The sequence below is a fragment of the Bacillus sp. bc15 genome (assembly GCF_900142585.1).
Lineage (GTDB): Bacteria > Bacillota > Bacilli > Bacillales > Bacillaceae_G > Bacillus_A > Bacillus_A cereus.
Map to the genome: position 1 here is coordinate 38,947 of NZ_FRBJ01000001.1, position 13,109 is coordinate 52,055.

Genomic DNA, 13,109 nt, shown 5'->3' on the forward strand with positions numbered 1-13,109 from the left:
CAGTCGATTCGGGATAAAGATGGGGAGTTTGTTTCATACTAACATACAGATATTGTACTTAAAGGAGTATAAGTATGGGACATTCGCATGATCATGGTCATTCAAAAAATAAAAAGGCGTTACTAATTGCCTTCCTACTAACAACAAGTTTTATGATTGCAGAAGTTGTTGGTGGATTTGTAACAAATAGCTTAGCACTACTATCTGACGCGGGGCATATGCTAAGTGATGCAGTATCTTTAGCTTTAAGTTTACTTGCGTTTAAGCTCGGAGAAAAAACAGCAACAACTGTGAAAACATATGGATATAAGCGAGTCGAAATGTTAGCAGCATTATGTAACGGTGTCGTTCTTATTGTCATTTCGGTATACATTTTTATTGAAGCAATCCGTCGTTTTAAAGAACCAGTTGAGATTGCTAGTAATGGGATGCTCATTATTGCAGTCCTTGGTCTGCTTATTAATATTTTATCAGCTTGGATATTAATGAGAGGCGGAGATGTGAAAGGTAATTTGAATTTAAGAAGTGCTTTCCTGCACGTACTAGGCGATCTATTGGGTTCCGTCGGAGCGATTATTGCTGCGTTACTTATTAAATTTTTCGGATGGACTGCTGCAGATGCGATTGCTAGTATTCTTGTGTCTATTTTAGTCATTATTAGTGGATGGCGTGTAACACGTGATACGGTTCATATATTAATGGAAGGTGCACCACAGCACATAAATGTTGAAGAGGTAAAAAGTACGTTATTAAATATTCCGATTGTCAAAGAAGTTCATGATTTGCACATATGGTCTGTCACATCAGATTTTCAAGTATTAACATGTCATCTTATTATTAAAGGGAATGAAACGCAAAGTGTATTAAAAGAGGCTACGTATGTATTAAAGGAGAAATTTCATGTAGAACATGTCACCATTCAAGTAGAAATAGATGGTGAATTTAATCATGATGAGACAACTTGCAAAGTATGAAAGAAAAAGGATAAGAAAAAGTGTCATAACATTTTTCGCACGGCATACATATATATAATGTGGCCACAAATACTTTGCAAGGTAAATATTTCATGAAATTACTTTACTTATAAAGAGTCATCTTTTATAATCAAAAGTGGTAATTGATAAAGATTATCATTTTCAATGATCGTAGAAAGGAGTTTTTTAAAAGATGAGTAGTCAACTCCGTTTTGCTGTTGAAAATCGTAAGAGGCATTTAATTGATGAGTTAATTGGAGCAGGTGTGTTTAAGATTCGCGACCGACAATTATACGAGCTGTCTTTAGAGGAATTGGAAAAAGAGTACGAAGATATGGAAGATTATGCAAATATTCAGGCGTAGCTATATAGATTAGTAAAAGGAGAGCTGGTTACGATTTTGTGTAACCAGCTCTCTTTTTATTTCGTAGAAATTATTTTTTGTATTTCTTTCATAGGACGGAGCCAGTTTTGAGTCATTATTTGTTCCATTTGTTTTTCGTCCTGCTTCTGCAATGCTTGAATGATAGAGTGATGTTCTTCAATAGATTGACTTGCTGGAACAAAGTTTTGGAAAAACAAATATTCAAGACGTAAAACGTGAAGTTGCATATTTTCTAGAAAGGGTTCAATATATTGATTTTTAGCAATAGAAGAAATTGTATTGTGGAATTGTATATCTAATTCTAAAGCTTGTTTTGCGTTTTTTTTCTCTATAGAGTGCTGAAAATGATCATTTATTTCAGAAAGTAGTTGAATATCAGCGTCTGTAATGTTTTGAAGAGCTTGCTTTCCTATAATAGAGTGAAGACCAGCCATCGTTTCATAAATGATAGATACGTCGTCTAACTTAATAGGAGCAATTTTTGTTTTTTGCCCTGGTACCATTTCCACTAATCCAGAAAGCTCTAATATTTGAAGTGCTTCCCTTACAGGTGTTCTGCTTACTCCTAGTGCCTCAGCCAATTCCCCATCATTAATTTTTTCATTGGGCTTCAGTACACCTTCAATAATCCAATTCTGTAGTTGATTTAAAACGAGTGATTTTGCTGAAATTCTTCCTGGTTTTTTATAATTTTGAGGGACAGGCATAGTGAATTCAATCCTTTCATTGTATATTTTCCTTTTTTGCATGAACAAGCTTTAATTTTTGTTTCCCTTCATCCGGCTTTTGGCTTAAGATGAGCACCATTACAATGACACAAAAAGCGCCTAATAACTGAAAAGATTGAAATGGCACGTGCAATATAAGTACAGAAGAAATAATAGCTGCGAGTGGTTCTGTGCAACCAAATAATGTTGTTTCTTTCGGAGTCAGGTATCGTATGCTGTCTAAGTATAAATAAAAGGCAATAAGTGTCCCGAAAATGACGACAAATGTGATGAGCGGTAGGGTACTTAGTTTTACATATTTCATAGTTGATAATAAAATGAATTCGTTTGTAGAAATAAAGTGTACAATCGTTACACCAATACCCCCAATAATCATGCCCCATCCAACGATAACGGAGGAAGACCATTTTTCTAACAATTCCTTTGAATATAAACTATAAAAAGCGAGAGATAATCCAGATAAAACACCCAAAATAATAGCTGGTGTAGAAACAGCCAAGTTATGAACAGACCCGTTTGTTAGTAAGAGAAAAGTGCCTACTAATGAAAGGGTAATTGAAATGAAATCAATTTTTGATGGACGAACGTTCCATTTGAAAAGTAAGTATACAGTGATGAATATAGGAGCTAAATATTGTAATAATGTTGCCACGGCAGCATTTCCTTCTTTAATTGAAGCGAAATACGTATACTGTACAGCAAGCATACCGAATAGACCAAACAAAATCATTTTAATAGCATTAGATTTTTGTTTCCAAATGCCAAATATCTCTTTTTTTCTCGTTCCGAATGAGGAAATAATGAGCAAAATAATTCCAGATATAAGTAAACGGATCGTAACTAACCATTCGGTTGAAACATTGTCATATTGAAAAAGTTGTTGTGCAGCTGTACCAGACAAGCCCCATAAACAAGCACCGATTATGACCATTATAATTCCTTTTAATCGATTTGAATCCATATGATCTAAAATTCTCCTTTCTAAAAATATAAATTGAATACAATATGCAATATATCACAGAATGACTCATTAATAAACTGAAATTTCTAATTTGTTTTTTATGTATAGTAAAATATTGTAGAGGAGGGGGAGTATATGTTAGCTGGATTTTTAGTTTGTTTATTTGTTGGGTTACTTATCATTTTTTTAGTGTATCAAATACATGTGAAAAAGAGGTTGTTTTTGTTGGCAGGATATCAAGAAGAAACGTTTGTTGGAGATAAAAATAAATTAGCGAAGCTTTCAGGAGCATTTTCTTATATAGTCGGAGTTGCTACTATAATATTACCGCTTAGCTTAGAAAAAATAGGTGATGTAGTTGGTATCATATATGCTATATTAATTGTTTTAGGTACAGTTGTATTTATAATTAAAGCAAACCTATTAAATAAGAGTGCTATAAAATAAAAAGGCTTCATTCTACTGAAGCCTTTTATTAATTATTATGAAGTATAAGTAAAAGCCGGAATAGGATCAATAAATGTATTCCACTTTTGTCCCATTTCCTTTTCTGTTAATAGACAATCATCTAATGATTGTTCAATCACAGAACGATTCATATCAATACCGATAAATACGAGCTCAGTTATTCGATCTCCATATCGCTCGTCCCAGTTTTTTAATACTTCTGGTTCTTCTGCAATCATTTGATTTCTTTCAGTTTCAGGTAATGCGGCTATCCATTCACCGGCTCCTTGAATTGTAATAGAGGAACCTGCTTGAGATAGAAGCCCTATCATATTATTACGAGATGCGAGCCAGAAGAATCCTTTCGCTCTTACAACATCTAAAGGCCATTTTTCTAGCCAATTCATAAGGCGCTCGGGATGGAAAGGATATTTGCGACGGTAAACAAAGGAATTGATACTGTATTCTTCCGTTTCCGGTGTATGATGTTCACTATTTAATTCTTGTATCCAGCCGGCCGATTGACTAGCTTCTTCATAATTAAATAGATTTGTGTTTAAAATTTCTTGTAATGGTACTTTGCTAAACGAAGCTTCAAGAATTTTTGCATAAGGATTTAATTTTTTTAGTAAATGATGAAGCTCTATCACATCTTCTTTTTCTAGCAAATCTATTTTATTAAGAATAATTACGTTTGCAAACTCAATTTGATCTATTAATAAATCAATAACTTCCCGGGTATCATTCTCATCGATTGCTTGTTTTCGGTCTAATAAACTTTCTCCGTCTGCAAAATCATCCCAAAACCTATTTGCATCTACAACTGTAACCATCGTATCGAGGCGACAATTTCTCGTTAAATCAATGTTAAGAACTTCGTCTGTATAAGTAAATGTTTGAGCAACTGGAATAGGCTCACTTATACCAGAAGATTCAATAATAATATAGTCAATATCACCATTTTCAACAAGACGATTCACTTCTATCATTAAATCTTCTCGTAGTGTACAACAAATACAGCCATTTTGAATTTCTACTAGTTTTTCCTCCGTACGTGAAAAACCACCCTTTTTTATAAGAGATGCATCAATGTTTACTTCGCTCATATCATTAACGATAACAGCTACTTTTAAGTTATTCTTATTCGTCAAAATGTGATGTAGTAAGGTAGTTTTTCCAGATCCTAAAAAACCACTTAATACAGTGATAGGTACTTTTTTCATGAAATGATCTCTCCTTTAAATCGTAATGATTACGTTTTATATTAAACGATAGGAAAAGAAAAATCAATAATAAATCATAATGATTACGATTTAAGAATAGAAATAGACTATAAAATTTGTGCTGTAGTATGAAGCATTTGGACAAGCACATGTTTACATATAAATAAAATGGAGGCGAGAAGCTTGGTCTTTAATAGAGTTTCAAAAGAATTAGTAGGCATAGCTCTTATCGCTATGTTTCTCTTTTTATTATTTTTTGTAGATTTTACAAGTCTAGCAAATTTGCACAAAAATATGCCACAGGAATGGTTGAATGTGAATACAGTATTTTTAAGTATCATTTTTGAAGCAATACCCTTTATTTTATTAGGGGTAATTGTTTCTTCATTTATTCAAGTGTTTGTGACGGAAGATATGATTCAAAAAGTAATGCCGAAATCTCCAATTGTTGCAATGATTCCGGCAGTATTTGTGGGAGTTCTTTTTCCAATGTGTGAATGTGTCATTATACCAATTGTAAGAAGGCTCATTCAAAAAGGGCTACCACTTCATGTAGGCATTGTTATTTTATTGAGTGCACCCATTATGAATCCAGTTGTTCTTTTATCTACTGTATATGCGTTTCCCAAAAATGATTACGTTGTATATGCACGCTTTGGGATAACAATTTTAGTTGCTCTATTCATAGGGCTAATTGTGTATTACTGCTATCGCGAAAGAAATGTTTTAAAAGACGTAGAGGTTTCAGTTCAAATAAGCAAAAAAAAGAGTTGGAAAGATGTTATGAATCACATTGTAGATGAGTTTTTTGATACTGGTAAATATTTATTGATAGGTGCTTTTTTAGCAAGTGTATTTCAGACGTTTTTTGATCGGAATATACTGGATGCAGTAGCACATAACGAAGTAATTGCCCCTTTTATTATGATGGGATTTGGTTATGTTTTATCAATTTGCTCTGCAGCCGATGCTTTTATAGCTGCATCTTTTGGACATGTTTTCTCGGTAAAGGCACTTCTCGCATTTCTTGTGTTTGGGCCTATGCTTGATATGAAAAATACGTTAATGCTATTTGCGTATTTTCAAAAGAAATTTGTATTCTTTTTGATGGGAATTGTCATTGTATCTGTGTATACCATCCTGCAAATCATAATGTTATAGGAGGTGAGAAAGAATGGAGAAAGAGGAGCAGAAGGCGTATCATCGCTATATACGTGGCATTATTTTAATTGGTTTAGCAATGCTCTTATTTAAACTACTTGTAACAGGAAATATTTATAATTTTATCGCTCCAAAAATGATCAAATTTACGTATATAGCTTTTGTAGTAATTTTAATTTTTGGTATTGTACAAGTTTGGGGAGATGGAAGAGAAAAACAGCATGATTGTAATTGTTGTAAACATCATACAACATCAAAATCAGGGATAAAAAGTTTCTTTGTATATGTTTTATTTGTTGTTCCGATAGTTAGTGCTTTTCTCTTTGGAAGTGTAACAATTGATGGAAGTTTAGCAGGAAAAAGGGGTATGAATCAAAGTGTACAGGCGAGAAGTCTGGAAAGAAACGAAAAAGAGGGGAAACAGGTTAAGTTTGATGAGCGAGAAGTATTAGTTGATTCAGAAGAAACATCAAATTTAGCAACGACTTATAAAACGGAAGAGCAAGTAGTAAAAAGTATGTTAGGACAGCGTAAACTACAAGTAAAGGATAAGGATTATGTTCAAACAATGAATGTAATTGGTCAAAATGTTAATTGGTTTAAAGGGAAAGAAATTACATTTTTAGGGTTTATATATAAGGATAAAGATGTGACGGGTAATAAAGCAGTAGTGGCTCGATATGGCATAACTTGTTGTATTGCGGATGCATCAGTCTGGGGGATGATTGTTACCGGGAAAAATATTGAAAAAATTCCAGAAGAAACATGGGTGAAAATAACAGGATTATTAGATGAAACGACATATAAAGGAACAGTCTTTCCACTTGTAAAAGTAAACAAAATCGAGAAAATTAATAAGCCAACTGACCCATATGTATATGATGCTTTACCTCAATAGAAAAGAATAAATTCTTCATATTTTCATGAAATAGAATCATAATCAAGGCGATAAAAAAATAAAGATAAGAGTAATTTGGTTTGTTAAAAATATGTGCAGAAGGAGTTATGCGATGAACTGGGTTACTCATAAACCATCATTTGAATTTGAAACATTTAGTCCTATTATTCGGTCACAATCTGCGTGGAGTGGACATTTAGATTTTGCATATGACTTAGTACGATTTGAAAAACCAGAAACTTTAGTTGAGTTAGGTACACATTTAGGAGCTTCCTTTTTTAGTTTTTGTCAGGGAGTAAAAGATGGAGGGTTATCGACTAAATGCTTTGCAGTAGATACTTGGGCTGGAGATGGGCATACAGGTCCATATGGAGAAGGGGTTTTTCAAATAGTAGAAAAAGTAGTGAGCGATAACTACCTTAATATAGGAAATTTAATTCGATCTACTTTTGATGATGCTGTAGACCGGTTTCAAGATGAAACGATAAATCTTTTGCATATTGATGGCTATCATACGTATGAAGCTGTTTCTCACGATTATAATACATGGCTACCGAAAGTCGCGAAAAACGGTATTGTATTATTTCATGATATTGAAGTTAGAAGTGGTGATTTCGGCGTGTATAAGTTTTGGGATGAGGTAAAAGCGAAGTACCCTCATTTTCAATTTGCACATTCATATGGACTGGGAGTGTTATTTCCAAAGGGTTGTAGTGATAAGTTTGAGGAAATACTTAAAAATAAAGAAGAAATACAAAATATGTATAAATAAAGATAGGGCATGCATCATTTTAATGATGTGTGCCCTATTTTTTATGTAGAAAATAATGGTGTGAATTAAAAAGTGAAGATAGTTGTAAAAAGTTTTGTTGCAGCAAATATTAAAAAAGTTAGTATGGGATTGTTCCTTGTAAATAAAGTGAAGCTTTAATACGTTCATATCAATCCGGGATTTTACAGTAGTTAATTTCTTAACTAGGTACTTTGCACTTACTAAATTTTGATACAAGGGTCTTATTGACCGAAAATATCGGGATAAATAAAAATACAACATTTTTTATATTTTTCATTGCGAAAAACGTAATCTACTTTTACAATAGAAAGGGTTGTGAATATATTATACTGGAAAAATAAATCGAAATAATATGAAAATTTTGTTTTGTCTTCGCTAATTGTATATTACATACATGTAAGACGACATACGTCATGTTATCGACTTGTAAGGAGAGAAAAAAATGAAAAGTGTAAGATTACCATCGATGCTAGAAATCATAGTTCTTTTATTACTATTTCTTGCTGTTGTCTTTTCCTTCCAAACGATTTTTGATCTCCCAATTCAATTAGCGCTATTTATTTCATGGTTTTTAGTAATTGCGCTTGGATTAAGATTAGGATTTCGTTATCAAGAATTGCAAGATGCAATTACGAAAGGGATTTCTAACGGATTAGAAGCAATACTGATTTTAGTTGCAGTAGGTGCTTTAATTGGAACATGGATTGCTGGTGGGGTAGTACCAACATTAATCTATTATGGATTAGAATTTATTCACCCTAGCATATTCCTATTAGCAACATTAATTATTTGTTCTATAACTTCTATCGCAACAGGAACGTCTTGGGGAACAGTGGGAACAGCAGGTATTGCTATGATGGCGATTGGTGAAGGACTTGGTTTACCACTTCCGCTTGTTGCTGGTGCAGTTCTTTCAGGAGCTTATTTCGGCGACAAATTATCACCACTTTCTGATAGCACAGTTCTTGCAGCTTCTATGGCGAAAGTAGATGTTATTGCCCACGTTCGAGCTATGCTCGTATTAGATGTTCCGGCTTATATTATTACTAGTATTATGTTTACTGTAGCTGGTTGGATGTATGGCGGCGATAATGTAGATTTGAATCGAGTAGAATTTTTAAAAGAAGCTTTATTAAAGCAATTTGATATTAAAATATGGATGCTTGTTCCGGCGGTCATTGTTATCGTTCTATTAGCGATGAAGAAACCGTCTATGCCAACAATTGCAATGGGAGCTTTAATTGGTGCAATTTGGGCAACTCTTTTCCAAGGGATGAACTTTGGAGAGGCGATTGGAACAGCTTATAACGGATTCTCCATTCAATCTGGTGTTGAGTTTGTTGACAAGTTATTAAACCGTGGTGGAATTAACGGCATGCTTGGCTCAGTAGCCGTTATTATTTTCGGTTTAGGATTTGGTGGATTACTTGAAAAACTAGGTGTTTTAAAAGTGATCGTATCAAAATTTGAGAAGAAATTAAATTCTGCAGGTAATGTAACATTGTCTACATTAATCGTGGCATTCTTAGCTAATATATTTGGTTGTGCGATGTATGTATCACTAATTTTAACACCAAAAATTATGGAAGATAGCTATGATAAATTAAAAATAGACCGTCGTGTATTAGCGCGTAACTCAGAAGTAGGTGGAACGTTAACTTCAGGTATGGTTCCATGGTCTGATAATGGTATTTTTATGGCTGGTATTTTAGGTGTAGCAACGTTCTCATATGTTCCGTTTATGTGGTTAAGTTTCGTATCGTTAATTTTAGCAGTTATTTATGGATATACAGGCAAATTCATCTGGTATGTAGATGATGCAGATAAAGGAAAGCAAGCATCATAAAATAAAAATCACCTTCTACAATATGTAGAAGGTGATTTTTTTATTTTTTAATAGCATTTGCTGAAGTTATTTCATTCTCATATTTAGCAATTTTTTGTTGTATCTTTTTTAAGTTTTTTTCAGTGTCTTGAATGAGCTGTAAGACATTGGTCTCCTGTTGTTTCATTAATTCTAACCTTTGAAGGATGGTAGATTCTCCTTCCATAGACCAGTCGATAAATTGTTTTATTTTTTGAATTGGCATACCCGTGTTTTTTAAACACAAAATCATCTCTAAATATTTCAGTGCTTCTTCATCAAAAACTCGATCTCCTTTTTCGTTTCTTTGTAGAAAAGGAAACAGTCCTTGTTTATCGTAATAACGTATTTGAGAAATAGTTAAGTGTTGCATTTTGGCGACTTGCCCAATTGTATAATACATATCATTCATCCTTTTATTACCAAGGTATAATGCCATCTTTGTTAAGTATTTTACCATTATAGTTTGTTTCATTTAATGCATATTTAATAATAATTTTAGCACTTTCAGTGGTTGTATGGCCACCGGGGGAATTTCCATTAAGATCCGTAGTTGTAAAACCAGGAGTTACTCCAAATACTTCTGGACCGTTAGTGGCAAATTCTTTACTAAAAGCTAATGTTAAAGCATTAATAGCTGTTTTGGAAGAATTATATCCTAGTGTATTAATTGGATGTGTTTCACCATTAGCAAACATTGTTAGTGAGGCCATGTCAGTTGTTACATTTATGATTTTACTGTTGCTTGATTTCTTTAATAATGGTAAAAAGGCTTGCATCATTTGGAAAGTTCCAAAAAAGTTAACTTCAAATCCTTGGCGTAAAGTTTCAATATTTAATTCACTAGGTAGCGTATTGAAGTCTAGCGCTATGCCTGCGTTATTAATTAATAAATGTAAGTGGTCAGTCGTTTCGTAAATTTTCTTTGTTGCTTCTTGAATGGATTGTGAATTTGAAATATCTACTTGAATATAGGAAACGTTTGAAACATTTAAAGATTCTAAGGCTTGTTGTCCAAGTTGTTCATTACGAGCACCTAAAAATACGTGATAATCTTTTTCTGCTAATTGACGAACAAGTTCATATCCAATTCCTTTATTCGCACCTGTTATAAAAGCATATTTTTTCATATTGAATTCCTCCAGTAGTGTTATAGTAGGTTACAATGGAAAGGATACAGCCTAAACTTAAGTTTAGGTCAAGAGGAATTTTTTAAAATAAATATAGAATATCTATATATAAGAGTGAGAATTCTTATCATTTAAGAGAAAGTCTGTTATTATAAGAGATGTAGGTATTATATTTTCAAGGGGATGAAAACATGGAGTACAGAATTGAAAGAGATACATTAGGAGAAATAAAAGTTCCAGCTGATAAATTATGGGCAGCACAAACACAGCGTAGTAAAGAAAACTTTCCAATTGGAACAGAGCAAATGCCGCTTGAAATTGTAAAAGCATTTGCAATTTTAAAGAAGAGTGCAGCGCTTAGCAATCAAAAATTAGGAAAGCTATCAGAAGAAAAAGCAGAAGCAATTGTAGAAGCTGCGGATGAAGTGATTGCAGGGAAATGGAATGAACATTTTCCGCTTGTCGTATGGCAAACAGGTAGTGGTACACAGTCAAACATGAATGTGAATGAAGTAATTGCAAATCGTGGGAATCAAATTTTGAAAGAGAAGGGATCTGACGTACATATTCATCCGAATGATGATGTGAACATGTCACAAAGTTCAAATGATACATTTCCAACGGCGCTTCATGTAGCTTGTGTAATCGCAGTAGAAAATCACGTATTATCAGCAATTACGAAATTAAAAGAAACTTTAGCAGAAAAAGTAACTGCATTTGAACATATTATAAAAATTGGTCGTACACATTTACAAGATGCAACGCCGTTAACTTTAGGGCAAGAAATTAGCGGATGGCACCGTATGCTTGAAAAAACAGAGCGTATGATTGCAGAGAGCAATACATATATGAAAGAGTTAGCAATTGGTGGAACTGCGGTTGGAACAGGTATTAATGCTCATCCTAAATTTGGTGAGATGGTATCAGAGGAAATTAGTCAATTTACAGGTAAACAATTTGTTTCTGCACCAAATAAGTTCCATGCATTAACGAGCCATGATGAAGTTGTATATACTCACGGTGCATTAAAAGCATTAGCTGCGGATCTAATGAAGATTGCTAACGATGTACGTTGGCTTGCAAGTGGTCCACGTAGTGGTCTTGGAGAAATTATTATTCCAGCAAATGAACCAGGGAGCTCTATTATGCCTGGTAAAGTAAATCCAACGCAAAGTGAAGCATTAACGATGGTTGTAGCGCAAGTGATGGGGAATGATGCAACAATCGGATTTGCTGCGAGCCAAGGTAACTTTGAGTTAAATGTATTTAAACCTGTTATTGCTTATAACTTCTTACAATCAGCTCACTTATTAGCGGATGCAATTGTTTCGTTTAATGACAATTGTGCAGTTGGTATTGAAGCAGATGAAGAAGTAATTAATGAAAATGTGAATCGTTCACTAATGCTTGTAACAGCGCTAAACCCACATATCGGATATGAAAATGCAGCGAAAATTGCGAAGCATGCTCATAAAGAAGGATTAACTTTAAAAGAAGCAGCGTTGCAATCTGGACTACTAACAGAAGAGCAATTTGATGAAATTGTAGATCCAAAGAAAATGATTGCTCCAAAAGAGTAATAGAAAAAGCCAAGATTCTTAGTATAGAATCTTGGCTTTTTTGATGTTCATTTTTAAGTTTCATCTACTTACAATAATGCAAGCTTCAAAATATATTAATTGTTAGCAGGCGTATTCATTACTTTCATCTGTGGGCAGTTCTCTTTTAAGAGTGAAATGAATTTTTCTTCTTCTTGTGGTACGAAAGTGGTCACTGAGTCAAATAAATTATAATTAATTTCTAATTGTTGCCTAGTCCATTTTTTTGAACGAAGTTTTTTGCCAGAGTACTTAATATGGCGAATGTCTTTAAATGGGATTTCAGTACGAAGTATGAAACCGTGTTTTACAACAAGAGATGATTCCGTTACGTTGTAGTGAGAGAAATAGAATGAAGAAAGATTCACGATATTTAATAGCATCATGAGAGTGAAAAAAATAGAATTTTCATTTTGGAAGAATAACGAAACGAAAAAAATAATTATAAATAATGTAATGAAAATGACGTGGAATGGATTTTTTTTCGCTTTAAACTTCAAGTTAGTCACCTCGGTATACTTGTTCTTTAACTAAATTAAATCATAACATTGTAATAAAACGTGCGAATATGCAGAATTGCATATTCGCACGTTTTATTATTCATGTAAAATTTCTTGATGGGATAAATTCAAAAGAAGTTTTGTAATAGTGGAGTGGCATGAAGTGACTTACAAGAATAGAAAGATAGCGTTAGTCATAATTAGTTGTATGATGATTATGAGTAGTTGTGCTAATAAATTTGTTGAAGATAGAAATCGAAAGCATACATTTGTACAAGCAAGTAAGGTTTTAGTAGAGACTGTAAATAGAATATATAAAAAGTAAAGGATGTTTTCTTATACGAAAACATCTTTTTTGTAGTTAAAATTGAATACTGAAGTTTTGGAATGAGTGAATACCAGTTCCATATTCACTAATCGCATATGTATTCTGTGCGATTTGTTTAA

15 protein-coding genes are annotated in these 13,109 nt (G+C 33.3%); 9 read left to right on the plus strand and 6 right to left on the minus strand.

Going from position 1 to position 13,109, the window contains the following annotated elements; genetic code table 11:
- Positions 1–74: 74 nt before the first annotated feature.
- Complete coding sequence (locus BUA87_RS00235) at positions 75–974, plus strand: cation diffusion facilitator family transporter (RefSeq protein ID WP_000510039.1); 900 nt, start codon at positions 75–77, stop codon at positions 972–974.
- A gap of 193 nt (positions 975–1,167) precedes the next feature.
- On the plus strand, positions 1,168–1,338 hold the full coding sequence (gene fbpA, locus BUA87_RS00240) for a Fur-regulated basic protein FbpA (protein ID WP_000098302.1): 171 nt from the start codon (positions 1,168–1,170) through the stop codon (positions 1,336–1,338).
- Between the two features lie 56 nt (positions 1,339–1,394).
- Here the strand turns inward: fbpA and BUA87_RS00245 are convergent, their stop codons facing one another.
- Positions 1,395–2,066 carry a GntR family transcriptional regulator gene (locus tag BUA87_RS00245; RefSeq protein ID WP_002023787.1) on the minus strand — a complete coding sequence of 224 codons (672 nt, stop codon included), beginning with the start codon at positions 2,064–2,066 and terminating at the stop codon, positions 1,395–1,397.
- A gap of 16 nt (positions 2,067–2,082) precedes the next feature.
- On the minus strand, positions 2,083–3,048 hold the full coding sequence (locus tag BUA87_RS00250) for a DMT family transporter (protein ID WP_071714469.1): 966 nt from the start codon (positions 3,046–3,048) through the stop codon (positions 2,083–2,085).
- A 135-nt stretch (positions 3,049–3,183) separates the two neighbouring features.
- On the opposite strand from BUA87_RS00250, the gene BUA87_RS00255 reads away from it, so the two are divergent.
- Entirely contained in the window at positions 3,184–3,495 is a 312-nt protein-coding gene (locus BUA87_RS00255; RefSeq protein ID WP_061660317.1) for a DUF3784 domain-containing protein, read from the plus strand.
- Positions 3,496–3,530: 35 nt separating this feature from the next.
- On the opposite strand, the gene BUA87_RS00260 is transcribed toward BUA87_RS00255, so the two are convergent.
- Positions 3,531–4,718 (minus strand): GTP-binding protein, encoded by a 1,188-nt coding sequence (locus tag BUA87_RS00260; protein ID WP_065228594.1) that lies wholly within the window; start codon positions 4,716–4,718, stop codon positions 3,531–3,533.
- 168 nt (positions 4,719–4,886) lie between these two features.
- Between BUA87_RS00260 and BUA87_RS00270 the strand changes: the two genes are divergently transcribed.
- The 4 genes from BUA87_RS00270 to nhaC all read left to right on the plus strand — a co-directional run bounded on the left by BUA87_RS00270 (position 4,887) and on the right by nhaC (position 9,416).
- A complete protein-coding gene (locus BUA87_RS00270; RefSeq protein WP_170954601.1) occupies positions 4,887–5,879 on the plus strand; it encodes a permease in 993 nt (330 codons plus the stop codon).
- A gap of 13 nt (positions 5,880–5,892) precedes the next feature.
- Positions 5,893–6,777: a TIGR03943 family putative permease subunit gene (locus BUA87_RS00275; RefSeq protein WP_000409934.1), complete on the plus strand. Its 885-nt coding sequence runs from the start codon at positions 5,893–5,895 to the stop codon at positions 6,775–6,777.
- A gap of 112 nt (positions 6,778–6,889) precedes the next feature.
- Positions 6,890–7,549 (plus strand): class I SAM-dependent methyltransferase, encoded by a 660-nt coding sequence (locus tag BUA87_RS00280; protein WP_001104670.1) that lies wholly within the window; start codon positions 6,890–6,892, stop codon positions 7,547–7,549.
- Between the two features lie 463 nt (positions 7,550–8,012).
- A complete protein-coding gene (gene nhaC / locus BUA87_RS00285; RefSeq protein WP_000843992.1) occupies positions 8,013–9,416 on the plus strand; it encodes a Na+/H+ antiporter NhaC in 1,404 nt (467 codons plus the stop codon).
- A gap of 40 nt (positions 9,417–9,456) precedes the next feature.
- Here the strand turns inward: nhaC and BUA87_RS00290 are convergent, their stop codons facing one another.
- Together BUA87_RS00290 and BUA87_RS00295 are read right to left on the minus strand one after the other, a co-directional pair.
- Positions 9,457–9,837 carry a MerR family transcriptional regulator gene (locus tag BUA87_RS00290; RefSeq protein ID WP_000291861.1) on the minus strand — a complete coding sequence of 127 codons (381 nt, stop codon included), beginning with the start codon at positions 9,835–9,837 and terminating at the stop codon, positions 9,457–9,459.
- Positions 9,838–9,853: 16 nt separating this feature from the next.
- Positions 9,854–10,564, minus strand: coding sequence for an SDR family NAD(P)-dependent oxidoreductase (locus BUA87_RS00295; protein ID WP_065228596.1), 711 nt, complete (start codon positions 10,562–10,564; stop codon positions 9,854–9,856).
- Between the two features lie 191 nt (positions 10,565–10,755).
- Here BUA87_RS00295 and fumC point away from each other — a divergent pair, with 191 nt between their 5' ends.
- Positions 10,756–12,144, plus strand: coding sequence for a class II fumarate hydratase (gene fumC, locus BUA87_RS00300; RefSeq protein WP_065228597.1), 1,389 nt, complete (start codon positions 10,756–10,758; stop codon positions 12,142–12,144).
- Positions 12,145–12,239: 95 nt separating this feature from the next.
- Here the strand turns inward: fumC and BUA87_RS00305 are convergent, their stop codons facing one another.
- Positions 12,240–12,662: a PH domain-containing protein gene (locus BUA87_RS00305; protein ID WP_065228598.1), complete on the minus strand. Its 423-nt coding sequence runs from the start codon at positions 12,660–12,662 to the stop codon at positions 12,240–12,242.
- Positions 12,663–12,825: 163 nt separating this feature from the next.
- On the opposite strand from BUA87_RS00305, the gene BUA87_RS31135 reads away from it, so the two are divergent.
- Complete coding sequence (locus tag BUA87_RS31135) at positions 12,826–12,987, plus strand: hypothetical protein (protein WP_000221432.1); 162 nt, start codon at positions 12,826–12,828, stop codon at positions 12,985–12,987.
- Positions 12,988–13,109 lie beyond the last annotated feature (122 nt).